This is a genomic window from Nocardioides turkmenicus, assembly GCF_011045035.1.
GTDB lineage: Bacteria > Actinomycetota > Actinomycetes > Propionibacteriales > Nocardioidaceae > Nocardioides > Nocardioides turkmenicus.
The window spans coordinates 153,757-170,037 of the sequence record NZ_JAALAA010000003.1; the positions used below are offsets into that span (position 1 = coordinate 153,757).

The window sequence follows — 16,281 nt, forward strand, 5'->3', positions numbered from 1 at the left end:
GTTTCCCGTACGTCACGACCGGACCGCACACGACAAGGAGGGCGGGCCCAAGGGACATGCCCTTGGACCCGCCCCTCGGGTGGACTCACCTCAGAGCTGGCCGATCACCGCCTGAGCGTCCCGCTGCAGCGCGGCACGAGCCTCGGCGTCGGCGACGTTGACCGAGCTGGCCGCCAGCTCGGCGTACTCCTGCAGCTGCGATCGAGCAGAGGCGTGGCGCCCGGCTTCGAGGTGCTTGGCCGCCTGGCGGAGCCGCTTCTCGAGGACGCTCTCCCCGGCGGCGGTGATCTCGCCGGAGCGGGCGAGCCGCTCGGTCAGAGCGGTGAGCTCGGCCAGAGACGTGGCGGTCGTGAACGTGACCTTCTTCGTCGTCGTACGTCCCGCCTCGTCGGTCGCGGTGACCTCGAGCGTGTGCGAACCGAGCGGGAGCCGCCACAGGGGAAGCGTCTCGCCGGCGACTGCGGCACCGTCCAGGGTGGCAACCACGGACCCGACACCGGAGGTGGCGTCGGTCGCCGACCACGACACGTCCCCGGCGTCGCCGACGGTGGCTCCGTCGGTGACCCCGCCGACAGCCACCTGCGGCGCGGTCTTGTCGATCCGCACCACGACCTTTCCGACCTCGGAGACGTTGCCGCCGTTGTCGGTCGCGCGGTAGTGCACGGTCGTGACGCCTTCCGCGGACACGGTCAGCGGGTTGTTGGCGTTCTCCCAGGTCTGGCCGCCGTTGGTCGAGCGCTGCCGGGAGGCGACGGTGCCGTTGTCGGTCGCGGTGACCGCCACCGACACGTTCCCCGTCCACCAGCCGTGCGTCCCGGTCGGCTGCGCCGGGTCGAGCGTCGCGGAGACCGTGGGAGGCGTGACATCGGCGAAGCCGTCGCCGACGAACCTGATCCGGTCCAGGGTCACGCCGCCGGTGGAGGTCACGAACAGCTCACCGCTGCCCGTCGGCGCCCCGGTCAGGTCGGCCGCCGTCTCCGACCAGTCCTCGCTGGAGACGTCGAACGAGGCGAACGGCGTCGCGTCGGCCGATCCCCAGCGCAGCTGCACGATGCCGGTGCCGCTGGCGCGCAGCTTCGCCGAGGTGATGCCGGCGAGGTCGACGGGCTTCCAGGAGAGCCAGTCGCCCGCATCGAGCGAGGTGACCTTGCGCAGCCCGCTGGCCGTGTCGTCCGGCGCGATGGCGATGCCCTCGGAGGCGTCGGCCCACTCGGCCTCCTGCGACTTGGGGTTGAGGATCAGCGACACCTCGGACCGGGCCGCCGGCACACCGTTGGCGCCGTTGTCGGTGTAGCCGATGACGACGACCCCGTAGATGTTCTCCGTCTCGCCGTGCTCGGTGGCGTCGGCGGGCGTCGGGATCGCGAACCGGCAGCCGGTCCCCTGGCTGAGCGGGTGGGCGTGGACGTCGTGGCCGAGGCCGAACGTCCAGGTCACCCGCGAGCAGACGGTCGCGCTCCCGTCCTCGGCGTCGTCGGTCGACACCTGGAACGGCACCGCCTGACCCCAGTCGAAGAAGCCACCGTCGGCCGGCGTGGCCACCTCGATCGTCGGCGCGACGTTGCCCACGCTGATCGAGGTCGAGGTGATGCCGCGACGCCCCTCGGCGTCGGTGACCCGGAGCCGGGCGGTGTAGCGGCCGAGCTCGTCGTAGGTGTGCGTCGTGGTCGCTCCGGTGGCGTCGAAGGTGCCGTCGCCGTCGACGTCCCACTCGTAGGTGAGGGCGCCGCCTTCGGGGTCGACCGACCCCGAGCCGTCGAAGTCGACGGTCAGCGGCGCCGAGCTGCTGGAGATCGGGTCGGCGACGATGTCCGCGCGCGGTGCCTTGTTGCCGACGCTGTAGTCGATCCGGTAGAGCCCGGCGTCAGGGTTGGCGCGGAAGAAGCCATCCCCGTAGTCGAGCACGTAGAGCGAACCGTCCGGTCCGAACTCGATGTCGATCGGGCTGTCCGTGATCGGCTGCCGGTTGGTCTCGAGATCGGTGTTGGGCAGGAAGTGCTCGATGTGCGAGACCGGGCCGTTGGGCCAGTCGACGGTGAAGGCCGCCAGGTAGTCCTGGGAGAACTCGGCGAAGAAGGCCTTGCCGTCCCAGTACTCGGGGAACTTCGTCGGCGAGGGGTTGTCCGCGTCGTAGTGGTACACCGGACCGCCCATCGGTCCCTGGCCGCCGGCCGGACCGAAGTCGGTCAGCTCGGGCCACGGCTGGTGGGTGTTGTTGTCGCCGTAGTAGAGGGTCGCGGCCGTGGCCGGCGGAACGGTCGGAAGTCCCGTGTTCCAGCGCGAGTTGTTCTCCGCTCCGGCGGCACAGTCGAAGAACTCCCCTGGTGTCGCCGTCGCGAAGTCCCACTCGTTGTAGTTGAACTGGTTGCCGGTGCAGTACGGCCAGCCGCCGTTGACCGGCTCGTCGATCGAGGTCGTCTGCCACTCGACGTACCCCATCGGGCCGCGTTCCGGGTTCGGCGCACCGGCGTCCGGGCCGTAGTCGCCCCAGCTCACCGAGCCGGTGGCCGGGTCGACGTCCATCCGGAACGGGTTGCGCAGACCCATCGCGAAGATCTCCGGTCGCGTCCCCTCCGTGCCGGGAGCGAAGAGGTTGCCCTCGGGGATGGTGTACGACCCGTCCTCCTGCACCGCGATCCGCAGGATCTTGCCGCGCAGGTCGTTCGTGCTGCCCGCGCCGCGGCGGGAGTCGAAGCCGGGGTTGAACCCGGGGGCATCGTTGTTGGGCGCGTACCCGTTCGCGCCCGGTGTGCCAGCCGGGGTGTTGTCACCCGTGGACAGGTAGAGGTTGCCCTGGTCGTCGAAGTCGACGTCGCCGGCGACGTGGCAGCACTGGCCGCGCTGCACCTCGACCTTGAGGATCACCTGCTCGGTCGCGAGGTCCAGCTTGTCGGCGGCCTCGTCCCACTTCACCCGGGTGAGCTGGTTGTAGCCCTTCCACTGGTCCCAGTAGGCCTCGGTCTGACCGGCGGGCAGCGTGTTGGGAGCCGACCCGGACGGCGTGGTCGTCGGGTACGGGCCGGTCATCGTGCGCGGCGCGTAGTAGAGGTAGACCCAGCCCGACTCCTCGAAGTCGGGCGCGAGGGTGATCGTCTGCAGGCCGTCCTCGGAGTTGTTGTACGTCGAGATCGTGTTGACCACTCGGGTCGTACCGGCGTCGGGGTCGACGAGCCGGACGTCGCCGTTGCGCGCGGTGGTGAGCACCCGCCGGTCCGGCAGGACGGCCATGTCGATCGGCTCACCGGTGTCCTTGGTGAGCGTGACCTTCTCGTAGTTGGACCAGTCCAGGGCGACCTCGGCCCCGGGCTCGGTGCCGTGGTCGACACCGTCGTGGGCTGCGGCGGGCGTCGCGAGTGCGAGCCCGGAGGTGAGAGCGAGGGCGAACCCGGAGGTCACCGCGAGGAGTGATCGCCGGGCACGACGGCGGGGTGCGCCGCCGGCTGAGCTGTTGTGAGGCATGACGGTTCCTTGGAGGGCGAGGGAGGAATGCCGGAGAAGGGCGTGCGGGCACGCCGGTGGCCGGAGCGCGACCCGGTGAGGGCGCGCTCCGGCTGTTCACGCAAGGGAGATGCGGCGGCCGGTCAGCCGCGGAGCTCGTCCATGTTCTGGTAGCTCAGCTTGGCCAGGGCCAGCGACTGTCCCGGGTTCAGCGCGCCGCCGGGCGCAGTGTCCTGCTCCCACATCGGGTTGTGGTAACCGCGTGCCGGCATGTCGCCGAAGAAGGCCTGGTAGTCGATGTCGCCCTCCCCGAACGGGGACATCACATAGCCGTTGGCCTGCGTCGGGTCCTTCTTGCCGTCCTTGGCGTGGAAGAGCGGGAAGCGCATCGGCGCGGACCTGACGACCTCGAGCGGGTCGAAACGGTCCTCGACGAGGCTGCCGTCGGGCGCGGTGTAGGTGTGGTGCTTGTGCTGAGCGACGTGGGCCCAGTAGATGTCCATCTCCAGCCACACGTACCGGGGGTCCGTGTTCGCCAGGAACCACTCCAGCCGGCGCACCCCGGAGGACCGGGTCGGACGGCCGAGCGCGTCGGTGGGTCCGCTGTCCAGGAGGAAGCTGTACGCGATGTCGTGGTTGTGCGTGTAGAGCTTGAGGCCGTGCCCGGCCGCCCGCTCACCGAGGATGTTCCAGCGGTCGGCCGCGGCCTGCCAGTCGGCCAGGTAGGCCGACCCGGTGGGGTCGCTCCCGGTCCCGATGTGCCTCATCCCGAGGATGTTGGCGACCTCGCACGCCGCGTCGAACGCGGCCAGCGACGCATCGGTGATGGTCGACGGGACCGACCCGTGGTTGCCCTCGGCCTCGAGCCCGTTGTCGTCGAGCCACATCCGCAGCAGGCGCGCGCCCTCGACGTTGTTGACGTTGCCGCCGGGAGCGTTGACGCTCTGGTTGTAGCCGGCGAACTCGATCTGCCGGTAGCCGATCTTCGACAGCTCCTCGAAGACCGCCCTGAACCCCGAGGCGTACGGGCTGGTGGCCGGATCGCGGCTGATCGCGTCGCGCACCGTGTAGAGGATGATGCCGCGGCGCGGCCGGGGGATCAGCAGCGCGTCAGCGGCTGCGGATCCGGCGAGAGGGACGCCGCCGAGGGCGATTCCCGCCGCGGCCATACCTGTTGTCGCCGCCAGCAACTGACGACGGTTGAGCCCGAGCTTGCGTGCGATAGCCGGAACCTCGCGGTCCGCGGCAGGGGTGGGACGGTTGCGCATCAGTGCTCCTTCGGAGGGTGAAGCCAAGCGAGCCGCAGCTGTGACTTACGTCACGTTTTGCGATCGCCAACCTACGGTTTCAGCCAGGCACTCGTCAATAGCTGCGACTCACATCTCGAAAGTCGGAAAGTCACTTTCGAAAGTTGGGTCACTAGTCTCGCCGTCACCCCTGTCCCGCCATCGCCCCCAGAACCACGCTGACCGGCATGGTCCACGGTTGGCACCAGATCTCATCTGGCAGCGTCGATCAGCTCGACGCGCCGACTCCGCTGCGTCGTGCCGACGCCTCTTACCTCATCACCGGCTACCTCACCGGCTACCTCACCGGCGTCGTGCTTCCGGTGGACGGCAGGCAAACCGTTCACGAGCCCCGCAATCGCGGCAGACTTCACCAACCTTGCTTCATCAGTGCTGTCTTATACTGGCTCTTCGCCACATCCGAAGGAATGCCCCGATGCTTGCACGCCTTCACGTCGTTCGCGCAGCGTCAGCCATCCTTGCCACGCTTCCACTGCTCCTCTGGCAGTCCCCTGCCCAAGCCGTCGTGGATCAGCCGCAGGGCTACTCAGTGCACGCCCAGCCCGACACACCTGCCTACTTCTCCCTCGCCCAGCGAGGCGGGTCGACGTCGGTCCGGACAGACCTGTCCTGGGCGCTTGCCGAGCCCACGCGGGGTGTCTTCGACTGGACGGAGTCGGACAGCTTCGTCCGTAGTGCTGCGGTCGCCGGACAGCGTGCTCTGCTGATCGTCGATCAGGCGCCGTCGTGGGCGACCGGCGTCTCGCCTTCGACTCCGTGGTCCACCTGGTACCCACCGCGCAGGGCCAACGACTACGGCGCCTTCGTCCGGCGGGTGGTCGCCCGCTATGGCACCAATGGCGAATTCTGGAAGGCCAACCCGTCCACTCCCAAGGTGCTGCCGGCCGGCATCGAGGTCTGGAACGAGCCCAACCTGGCCGCTTTCTGGCGCTCGGGTCCGGCCCCGGTCGCCTACACACGTCTGGTCAGGGCCGCCTACCGTGAAGCCTCGTCCGTCGACCCGACAATCCCGATCGTGGCAGGCGCGCTGGCGGGTCATGGTGCCTACAACGACTCAGGCTGCACCGGCGTCAACGACGGAGGCGTCTCCGCCAACGGGATCAATCCGGTGAACTTCCTGTCCAGGATGTACGCCGCGGGCGCACATGGCTACCTCGACGGCGTCTCGGTGCACCCCTACCGGTTCTGGCGAGGAGCAACCGCGGCCGAGATGCTCGCCTACCACCGCTGCTCTGCTTGGTCGCAGATCGCCCAGACGCCGGTCAGCATCCGTAGCGTGATGCGTTCTGCCGGCGATTCGAACCGGGAGGTGTGGATCACCGAGGCGGGTGCGCCGACGTGTGTGACCGGTGCGGCCTACGCCTGCGTCTCCGAGGAGGAGCAGGCAGATCTCGCCGCCGGACAGGTCAGCGCCTTCCGCGACCAGACCTGGGACGGCGGCTACTACTGGTACGACCTGCGCGACGACGCCAACCTGGGGACGAATCCTCTCCTCGATGCCGAGCAGCACTTCGGCGCGGTGCGCGCGGACAACAGCCTCAAGCCGGCCTACGCAGCCTTGAAGGACGCCTACGCCCGATAGCCCTCCGCGACACTGCGGAGATACGCGTACGTAGCCGCGTTCCGCGCATCCAGGTCGAACCGCTCGACGGCGATCTCACGCGACGCCGCGCCCATCCGGCGAGCTAGCTCGGGGTTCTCGAGGACGCGAGCCAGCGCGTCGGCGAGCGCGACGTGGTCCCCGGGCGGCACCAGATATCCGTTCTCCCCGTCGCTGATGTTCCCCGGGATCCCACCGACATCGGAGCCGACGACCGGGGTGGCGCAGGCCATCGCCTCGACGATCACCGTGCCGAAGGACTCCGCGTCGGTAAGCGAGGGAAGCACGGCGACCGACGTACGCCGAAGGTGCTCTGCGACCTTGTCGTGCGAGAGCGAACCATGCCAGCGGATCCGGCCCGCCACCCCGAGCCTCTCCGCCCGCGACTGAAGCACGGCGACGTCATCACCTTCGCCGATGAGGTCGAGCCGAACGCCGGGAACACGCTCCGCAACGAGGGGCAGAGCGTCGACAAGCACATGGAGGCCCTTCCAACGCGACGACGACTCGATCCGCCCGACATAGGTGATCGACCCGTCACGCTCGAGAGGACCAGGGGCGAAGTCGCTCAGATCCACGCTGGGCGGAATGACCACTGCACGGCCGGTGGCATGGGCCATCGAGACGGGAGAGCAGGCGATCAGCCCGGCTGCCCGATCCAGCGCACGCGGCAGGACGAACCTCTCCCATGTGCGGAGGAGCAGGTCGACCCAGCGGGGCGCAGGTGCCCCCTTCACCATGGAGCCGGAGTGATAGGTCATCACCACCGGTCGCCCGGCGGACCGGAAGCAGGCCAGCTCGGCAAAGCCGGGGCCCGGCGAGTGCACGTTGACGACGTCGACCTGCAGCCGACGCAGCAGGCGCGGCACGGTGACGAACCACCCGGGGTTCAGCGGCGTGGCGCCCAACCGGAAGGGCGCAGGCAGGCGGATCACGCGCACACCGTCGACACTCTCCTCACGGCTGCGCCACCCCGGGCACGTGGTGATGACCACGACCTCGGCGTCCGAGGCATCCTGTCCCGCACGAGCAAGCTGCTCGACGTACTTCTCGACGCCGCCGATCCATGGTGGATAGCGCGGGCTGAGCAGTGCCACCCGCAGCGGCTGCTCCCGCGGAAGCAGGCCGCTGAGGAAGCCGTCGAGCTGCTCGACCTGGGTCGCGCGGGAGTGCATTCCGCGAGCTTCTGCGGCTGCCGCCTCTCCTGCCGCGGCCAGGTCATCGGCGAGCAGCTTCTCCAGATGGCGGCGCAGGTTGTCGGGCGTCATCGTCACGTACGTCGCGCCATCGCCCAGACCCAGGGCCTGCAGAGCCGGATCGTCGTTGACCACGACCGGCAGCCCGGAGCTCATCGCCTCCAGCACCGTCAGCGGCGCCTCACCGACGCTGGCGCAGACGAACGCGTCCGCCGCCCGGTAGAGCTCCGCCACCTCCTCGACCGGGCGAGACCCGAGATAGAGGTGCCCGTGGCGCTCGGGCGGAGCATCCACCCCGGCGAAGACGATCCGGTAGGCCGGCGACCCGGCCGCGGCGACGATGCCGTACCCCTTCTTGGGAACCGGACGGCCGACGAAAAGGACGAGCGCTTCGTCAACCGGAAGCCCATGGCGAGCCCGGATCAGGGCCTTCTCCCCTGGTGCAGCAGGGCGGAAGAAGCTGGTGTCGACGCCGTTGGGCAGCACGGTCGTGCGGGCCTCGGGCGCGACCTCCAGCAGCTGTTGCTCGATGGACGCGCTGATCGGAAGGACATGGTCGGCACCAGCCAGCACGCGACGGCCGATGGTGCGATGAACGATGCGCTGCACGCCGCGGACAAGGCGGCTCGGGTGGTCGACCAGTCCGACGTGGCCGGTCACGACGTACGGTGTGCGGCGCAGTCGGCAGACCAGAGCGATCCACCAGGAGCTGAGATAGAGCATGTCGTGGATCTGGGCGACATCGGCCCGGCCCACGGCCCGCCACCCGATCACCAGCAACGACGGCCAGAAGATCGGGAACGGCACCCCGAACCGCTCGAACGGATTGAGCGCCCGCAGCCGCGTGACAAGCACGCCGTCCTCATCAATCGTCCCAGCCGGGGCACCGATCGCCGACGTCAACACATCGACGCGGTGCCCACGCGCCTGCAGGCCATGGGCGACCTCGTGGGTCACCCGTTCGAGCCCGCCGACGTGGGGCGGGTAGTAGTGAGCGACCTGCAGGATCCGGCTCATCGCCGCCCTCCCCACCGGACCAGGACCAGCCCCAGCAGCGCGCCGCAGCCGTGGCCGATGAGCCAGGCGAGCGCGGCAGCCTCCGCGCCTCGGTCGGCGAGGAGCCAGGCGAGCAGCGTGGTCCCTCCGGCCGAGACCGCCGCCACCGCGACGCTCGCCATGAGTCGGTGGCGAACCCGAAGTGCGGTGATCGCCCAGTACGCGGTGGCGACCGCGATGGCGCCGACGGCGAGGATCCTGAGGGTGGGAACGCCCGTCTCGGCGTACTCTGCCCCGAAGATCAGCAGCATCAGACGTGCCGCGAGCACCGTGACCGCCGTCCCACCCAGGATGATCACAGCCATGACCTTCGCCGAGTGACGAAGGGCGTGGCCCGCACGGTCAGGGACGCGTGCGGCCTCTGCGAATGCGGAGTTGCCGATCGCGTACGCCGAGGCGTTGAGCATCAGCACGATCTGGAATGCGATGAAGAAGACCGCATTCTCAGCCGCGCCGGCTGCGTTCACCAGGATGATCGGAAGCAGCAGGATCGGCACGAAGTCGATCAGGCTGGACAGATAGGAGGAGAAGCCGAGCCGCCGTTCGGTGCGGAACGCCGGCGACCAGCCTCCTCCGGGCGGACGCGACGGGCGCGGCAGACGCACCAGGACGATCAACACACAGGCCACCGCCGCCGCCAACGAGGCGAACCCCACCGAGGCAGCGAGCCCGAAGGCACCCCACGACCCGAGCGCGAAGGGCAGCGCACACTTGAGGATGCCCATCCCGATCCCAGTCACCAGCAGGTTGTCCTGAACGCGACGCAACGACAGGAAGGCGACATCGGTGGTGAGGTTGACCGCGGTGCCGGCGACGAGCAGCCCGAAGCACCACGGCCGCCAGCCGGACAACGCTTCGGCCGTCTCCGGCGCGAGATACGGGAGCGCGGTAGCGAAGCCGACACCGAGGAGATACCCCAGAACACCGACTACTGCGACCGCTCTGGCGAAGTCGGCCGCCGGCCGGTCGCTGTGCGGGAGGGACGCGAGGAGCGTGCGATCGATGCCGATCTGCGCGACGAAGCAGAGCACGATGATCGCTGAGACCAAGGTGCCGGCGACACCGATGGCGGTGGCGGACTGCAGGCGCCCCGCGATCACCCAGAAGATGCCACCGAAGCCCGCCAAGGCACCGGTCAACGCGGTCATCAACAACGCATCCGCAGTGACCGGATCCGCACGCCTACCCTCGGTCACGGACAATGCACCCATGTATCGACCCCCGTCGTGCAGCCATGACTGATTGGACGACATTCTAGGCACCGCGAACGCGCGGAACCGGCAACATCCGAAGCCAACTGCGTCATAGTGGGATCGACTGCTCGTCACATGGGCACATCAGGACGATCGGGGGGTCGGCATGACGGGTCATCGCGGGACGCGACGTCGCAGGGTCATCCTGCCGTTTGCCGTTCTGGCCATCAGCACGATGGTTCTCGCAGCACTGGCCGTCCACGGTCGTACTAGTCCCCAGGCCTCAGCGCCACCCGCCCCCTCGACGCCGTCGCCGGCCGTCACGAAGCCCGCGCTTCCGCAGCTGAACGCCGGCCTCAACACGGGGCGATCCCTGCTCGGACTCGGCCGACGAGAGCTTGAATCGGCGCTCGACGACATCGCCGGAGCGGGCTTCACCTGGATCCGGGTCGACTTCTCCTGGACTGACATCCAGCCCGTCTCGAAGGACTCCTACACCTGGGGACCGACCGACCGGGTCGTTCGGGCGGCGCGTGCGCACGACCTCGATGTCCTGGGCCTGATCAGCTACACGCCCGCCTGGGCCCGGCGGGCGGGCTGCCGGGACTTCACCTGCCCACCGGCATCGACGCCCGCGTTCGCGGACTTCGCCGGCGAGGTCGCTGACCGCTACGTGTCACGTGGTGTGGGGACCTATCAGCTGTGGAACGAACCCAATCTCGATCTCTTCTGGCAGCAGCCCGACCCGGTCGCCTACGGCGACCTGGTGCGGCGTGCAGCGACCGCTCTGCGACGCGGTCACGATGGCGTCCGAGTGGTGTTCGGGTCGATGGTCGTGCGCGACCGCGACGCCGACGGTGTCGACCCAGCGGTCTTCGTGCGCGCCGCCTGCAAGCGTGGCTGCCCCGTCGACGCGGTCGGGTTCGATCCGTACACCTTTCCCGACCTTCCATCGGCGACCGGCAAGCGCTCTGCCTGGGCGACGATCAGTCGCGGCGGAGTCGTCCGCCGCACCATCGACCAGAGCATCGGCGCGGACGTCCCGGTGTGGGTCACGCAGTTCGGTGCCCCAGTCACCGAGAAGACCGTCCACCCGCCGTACGTGGACGTCGATCGCCAGTCCGAGATCATCATGGCCGGCCTTCGTCTGGCTCGGCAGGACCAGCTGATCGGCGGGTTCTTCGTCAACTCATGGCGCGACGCGCCGAGCTCGAGCGACTACCGTGACCACTTCGGGCTCTGGGGCGCCGACGGCACCGCTCGACCGGCCGTCGCATCCTTGCGCAAGGCACTGTCGCGGCAGCCCTGAGGACGGATCGATCAACGGTAGATCTCGGTGTCGCCGCTCGAGTAGATCAAGCTCAGCCTGCGTTCCAGCAGGTCGCGCGGATAGGAGTAGCTGAGCAGATCGCCGGAGTGGAACACGGTGGCTCGCCCGTAGGTCACCGTCTCCATCGGGACCACGACGTACGCCCCGCGCTGCATCAGCACGGGGAGGAAGTTGTCGAGAACGGTCACCGACTCCGGCATCATCGCCTGCATCCGGGTCATCGTGACCATCCCGCTGGCAGTGACGTAGCCGTCGCTTTGCGGACCGAGATGCGCGGCCAGCCATCGCTCGGCCGCGAGCTCGGGCTCGTCGACGTAGAGCATCTGGTAGTACTGCCCGGCATTGCCCTGAGCGATGCTGCCCGAGTATCCGCCCAGGACTGCCGCCTGGACCCCGGTCAGGATCAGGCCGGCCACCGCCAGCGTGACCGCGCCTGCGCGGACGGCGCGGCGCCCGAGCCAGTCGACCGCACCCCACACGCCCACGCCCACCAGCGGTGCCACCAGGATCAGCGTCTGCTGGAAGGCCCGCAGGACGCCGAAGTCCGCGGAGAGACCCGGGACCACGACGATGACCGCGAGCGAAACCAGGCTGCCGAGCATCAGCCAGAACTGCTCCCTTCCCACCATTTCCGTCGAACGCGCCCGGAGGAGAAGCCCGAGGACACCGACCATCAGCAGCAGCTCCAGCGCCACCCCGGCCACCGTACGTATCACTCTGTTCAGGGTGACCGGGTCGACGCCGGTCATCTCCAGAGCCTCACCGGCGCCCGTGAGGGGCACCGTCGCCGGCTCGAGCACGGTCGGCTGATCGGCATCCGGCGAGTCCACGGGAACCACGTAGTCCCCCGGCGTCTCCTCGCGTAGGTCAAGCGCCCCGTCGTAGTAGTCGGTGAAGCGGGTCTCGGCCGACGGTCCGCCGCCACCGATGAACCGGAGGTCCGAGGATCCGGTGACGAGCCTGCCCTCGACCAGAGCACCGGAGAGGTTGCCCACGACATCGACCAGATGGCCACCCGAGTGTGTGATCGGGGTCGACCATCCCCAGGCAGTGAAGACCAGGGCGAGGATGACCCCCGGAGCCGCCAGCGACCAGCTGAGGTGACGACGCCCGATCCGGTGACGTCCCCGCCACGCGCGCCGTTGACCGCGCGCCGTGGCACGGGCGCGTCGCCACCGTCGGATAGCCGGCAGGCCGCGCGAGGAGAGGAACGCGAAGGTGAGCATGATGATCAGCAGGTACGTCGTCGAGTAGTGCGACAGCACCACACCGACGCCGAAGACGAAGGTGAGTCCCTGGCGCGGGAGCGGCCGCATGTCGTCCATGCAAGTCGCGAGGACAGCCAAAGCGACGAACAGGAAGGCGTATTCCTGCCGGGTCAGGTACGCCATGTCGGTGGCGAACGTCGGAAAGAACATGAAGACGCCCGCGCCGAAGAGGGCCACCCGCGGCGAGAAGAGCCGTCGGCCGGTGATGTAGACGATGACCGGCACGAGCGCGAAAATCAGCTGGGTGACCAGCTTGAACACGATGATCCCGGAAATGCCGAGGTAGGAGGAGAGAACCGACGGCAGCAGGTTGACGCTCAGGCAGGAGTGGTAGGCCGACGGGAAGTCGGTCATCGACCAGTGCTGGTCTTTGCTGGTGATGACATAAGACAGGTACTCCATGTTGATGTCGTGGCCAGTGATATACCAGCCGCGCAGCGACGTGCCGAGCAGGAGCGCCAACCCGACCAGGTAGACGGTCCACATATGGTGGCGCAGGATCGGACGCCGACCGAACGCGACGACCAGCGCCATCACCGCAGCCGCATGGGCAGACACAGCGACACCGCCACCGGCACCGTTGTTGAGCCTGATCGCACCGCCGACCGCCAACAGCACGGCGATCGACGCCAGCGCGACGTCGGGGCTGATGCGTGCCATGGCGACGCTACGTAGCGACCGAGCGGCCACCGACCATGTGGGGACGGTGCGTCCCGCAGCGAGCAGGAGGAGAACGTCGACCACGGTCGAGGTCGTCACGAAGACCGGGCGTTGCAGCGGGTGCGGCAGCCCGACGAGCGGCAGCACCGTATTGAGCAGCAGGGTGACGAGCAGGATGCCGAGCACGACCGCCCCGAAGGCGAAGAGACGCGCTGCGGGACGATCGCGAATCCGGCCGAACGTCCAGCGAGCGAGCACCAGCGTCGGCAGCCCGACCAACACCGCGGCCCCGATCAGGGGCCGGAGAACCGGGACGTCGAGATCGACGAGAACCCATCCCTGCCCGGCGAGCACGACGAGAACGACCATCAGCCGCTCCCGACGAAGGTGCCCGGGCTGAGCCCGGGGAGCGACCGTCGGCGCGCGCTGGTCGGCCGCGAGCGTACTCACCTGACCTCCTCGTGGAGGGGCCGCAGGATCTCGGCTCCTTCGTCGAGGAACCGGCGGACCCCGGCGCTGATCAGGTCACCGTCCCAGGCTTGCGGGAAGTAGGCGGTCGACACCGTGATCCGACCGCCCGTCTCGACGGTCTGGAACGTGATCGCGTCGAGACCGTTGGGCATGCTGTCGGTGATGATCGAGGAACGCCCCGGGACGAATCCTGGCGTGCTCTCCAACGCGCGACCCGACATGTAGGAGAGGGTCAGGCGGGGCGTACCTTCCGCAGTGGCTCCCTGCAGCGGGCCGGTCTCCGCCTTGCGCGCCATCCTTGCCGCCGCCAACCCATAGGCGGCGACGCCCCGGGCGCGCGCCTCGGTCATGGCGGCGCCGATGCTCAGCGGATCCAGGTCGTCCTCGGGATACAGGTAGGCCCCGATCGACCAGTTACCCCACGGCACCAGACCGCTCCGGCCCGAGGCCCGGCTGTTGAAGAGACACTCGAACCCAGGACGTGGCTCGCCGAGGACGTCCGCCACGCCGGCCCTCAGCCCGGCACCGACGATTGCCGCGGCCGATGCCCCGGGAAAGCGCTCGGCCCGTGCACGTCGCAACCGGTCCATGAAGCGGGCATCGCTGTGAGAGACCACGATGCGGTGTGGCCCGGCCGGTTCGAGCGGCCCGTAGGTTCCACCTGCCAGCCCGGCGCGGTTGCGCAGCATCCACGGAAGCGACCCCAGGTTGCGGGCTACGCCGGCCACGATGGCACGGTCGCGGCGTAGCGGCCCCAGTCGCTCCCACGGCACCGGGATGCGTACCGGGGTGGCGGCCTGGGTGAGGATCTGTGCGATGAACATGTCGGCGCTCTGGCCGTCGCCGAAGGCGTGGTCCGCGCACAGAGCGAACCAGTCCGGGCCGACGAGAAGATGGAATCGGCTGGGCAGACGCTGCTCACGACCGAGTGCGAAGATCCGGTCCGGATCCGCCCCCGGCTCATCGACCCACGTGACCACCGCCTGAGCCCAGGCGCACACCCGAGTCATCGGGACCGACCGCCATGATCCGCGGTCGTCGTAGACCCGAGGGATCCCCGATGACGGGGAGGCGATCGTGATGAGTGCCGCCCGCACCGCTTGCACCGTGGGCATGTCGAGGCCGAGGCACGCTCTGGTGTATCGGATCCCGGCCCATCCTCGGTCGATCGGGTCGCCGCTGCGCCAGTCCTCACCGCCCTTCATCCGCGCGCTCCTTCCCGCATTGAAGGACCACATGCTCCGGACGGCCGGCCAGAGTGACCCGCACGTCGTAAGGCTCCTCGGGTGCCTGGTAGCGGAGGAGTGCCTGCGACACCTCCCCTGGCCGGGTCGGCAGAGTTCCTCCCACCGCAGTGGCCTCGCCACCGACGACAGCGGACAGCTCCAGGTTCTCGGCCTCAGCCAGATGGCTGCGAACAGAGACCGAGAGCTCCGATGTCCGACCTGTCCGCAGGCAGGCTCGTGCGAGGCCCTCGTCGGTGAGGTAGAGCTCGATGAACCCCGGGTCGACGCGAGTGGCCGACATCCGCAGCTCGTGCCGTAGACCCGGCGACACCGCGACGCCGGCTGCCGCGACCGCGAGGACCAGAGACCCCACGACCCAGACGTCGGTCCACCATGATGTGGCCCGTCCCCCGCCGAGTCGTCCTGGTTCGGACCAACCCCCGTTCACGAGATGACCGAATCCGCGGGCTCCTCGTCGAGAGCGTCTATCGGCAGCGCTCGTGCAACGAGCTTGCCGATCGGGTTGGCCTCGAGATGGAGTGGAGCAGGGTGCTGCATGTAGATCAGGTGAGCGCTGTCATGGCGAGCACGGGTGTGTGCATCGTTGATCATGCTGACCGTGACCACCAGGCACAGCGCGACCAACGCGGCCACCCCGAGAAAGCCCGGGAACTCGAACGGCAGCAACAGGCTTGCGACCCATGGCGCCCCGATCATCAACAGGCCCAACTGCACGATCGCGGGATAGAAGCGTCCCGGACGCTCGTAGCGAAAGAGCCGCAGGACCGTCGACATGATCCGAAAACCGTCGCGGAAGGTGTTCAGCTTGGACTCGCTTCCCTCGGGACGATCACGGAACCCCACCTGCACGACTGCACACGGAACCCGAAGGGTGAGGCAGCGTACGGTCAGCTCGGTCTCGATCTCGAAACCGTACGAGGAGGCCGGAAAGCTCTTGACGAAGCGGCGGCTCATCACCCGATAGCCGCTCAGCATGTCCGTCATGTGCTCCCCGAAGAGCCACGCGACGACATGGTTGATGACCTGATTGCCGAGCCGGTGGCCAGGGCGATAGGCCGACTCGGCGGTCTCGGGAAGTCGAGTCCCCAAGACGTGGTCGTACGGCCCCTCGAGTAGGGTCCGGATCATCTTCGGTGCGGCGGACACGTCGTAGGTGTCGTCACCGTCGATCATCAGATAGACATCGGCGTCGATGTCCGCGAACGCCCGCCGGACCACGTTGCCCTTGCCCGGGCGCGGCTCACAGCGCACGTTGGCACCGGCCGCACGAGCGACGGCGACCGTGTCGTCCGAACTGGCGTTGTCATAGACATAGACCTCGATGCCCGGAACAGCCTCGAGAAGCCCTCGAACGACGTCGCCGACCGCCGCTTCCTCGTTGCGGCACGGCACGATGGCTGCGACAGAAACCTGTGGGAAGAGCGGCTCACGCTGCCCTCCATTGAAATCCTCCGCTGAACGCACGACACGCATTTGCTCCCCCAAGCACTCACGCTACGGGCCGGGGAAGATCGA

The 16,281-nt window shown here is 68.7% G+C and carries 10 protein-coding genes; 2 read left to right on the top strand and 8 right to left on the bottom strand.

The features are described 5' to 3' along the window. Positions 1-90: 90 nt before the first annotated feature. Positions 91-3,459, bottom strand: coding sequence for a PQQ-dependent sugar dehydrogenase (locus tag G5C66_RS04585; protein ID WP_241248235.1), 3,369 nt, complete (start codon positions 3,457-3,459; stop codon positions 91-93). 122 nt (positions 3,460-3,581) lie between these two features. Next, positions 3,582-4,706: a sugar phosphate isomerase/epimerase family protein gene (locus G5C66_RS04590; protein WP_165109780.1), complete on the bottom strand. Its 1,125-nt coding sequence runs from the start codon at positions 4,704-4,706 to the stop codon at positions 3,582-3,584. Positions 4,707-5,250: 544 nt separating this feature from the next. On the opposite strand from G5C66_RS04590, the gene G5C66_RS04595 reads away from it, so the two are divergent. Next, positions 5,251-6,327, top strand: coding sequence for a hypothetical protein (locus G5C66_RS04595; protein WP_165109781.1), 1,077 nt, complete (start codon positions 5,251-5,253; stop codon positions 6,325-6,327). Here the strand turns inward: G5C66_RS04595 and G5C66_RS04600 are convergent. Further along, the gene (locus tag G5C66_RS04600) at positions 6,315-8,558 is read right to left on the bottom strand and encodes a glycosyltransferase family 4 protein (RefSeq protein ID WP_165109782.1); all 2,244 of its coding nucleotides are present in this window, start codon (positions 8,556-8,558) and stop codon (positions 6,315-6,317) included. The two genes, G5C66_RS04595 and G5C66_RS04600, sit on opposite strands and share 13 nt — an antisense overlap. Then, on the bottom strand, positions 8,555-9,745 hold the full coding sequence (locus G5C66_RS04605; RefSeq protein WP_165109783.1) for a lipopolysaccharide biosynthesis protein: 1,191 nt from the start codon (positions 9,743-9,745) through the stop codon (positions 8,555-8,557). The genes G5C66_RS04600 and G5C66_RS04605 overlap by 4 nt, the downstream gene beginning before the upstream one ends. Positions 9,746-10,025: 280 nt before the next feature. On the opposite strand from G5C66_RS04605, the gene G5C66_RS04610 reads away from it, so the two are divergent. Next, positions 10,026-11,099 (top strand): glycoside hydrolase 5 family protein, encoded by a 1,074-nt coding sequence (locus G5C66_RS04610; RefSeq protein WP_165109784.1) that lies wholly within the window; start codon positions 10,026-10,028, stop codon positions 11,097-11,099. 11 nt (positions 11,100-11,110) lie between these two features. On the opposite strand, the gene G5C66_RS04615 is transcribed toward G5C66_RS04610, so the two are convergent. The 4 genes from G5C66_RS04615 to G5C66_RS04630 form a co-directional block, all read right to left on the bottom strand. Further along, positions 11,111-13,498 carry a DUF2206 domain-containing protein gene (locus tag G5C66_RS04615; protein WP_165109785.1) on the bottom strand — a complete coding sequence of 796 codons (2,388 nt, stop codon included), beginning with the start codon at positions 13,496-13,498 and terminating at the stop codon, positions 11,111-11,113. Further along, a complete protein-coding gene (locus G5C66_RS04620) occupies positions 13,495-14,724 on the bottom strand; it encodes a hypothetical protein (RefSeq protein WP_165109786.1) in 1,230 nt (409 codons plus the stop codon). The genes G5C66_RS04615 and G5C66_RS04620 overlap by 4 nt, the downstream gene beginning before the upstream one ends. Next, the gene (locus tag G5C66_RS04625) at positions 14,711-15,118 is read right to left on the bottom strand and encodes a hypothetical protein (protein ID WP_165109787.1); all 408 of its coding nucleotides are present in this window, start codon (positions 15,116-15,118) and stop codon (positions 14,711-14,713) included. The genes G5C66_RS04620 and G5C66_RS04625 overlap by 14 nt, the downstream gene beginning before the upstream one ends. 71 nt (positions 15,119-15,189) lie before the next feature. Continuing rightward, positions 15,190-16,239 carry a glycosyltransferase gene (locus tag G5C66_RS04630; protein WP_165109788.1) on the bottom strand — a complete coding sequence of 350 codons (1,050 nt, stop codon included), beginning with the start codon at positions 16,237-16,239 and terminating at the stop codon, positions 15,190-15,192. Positions 16,240-16,281: the final 42 nt, after the last annotated feature.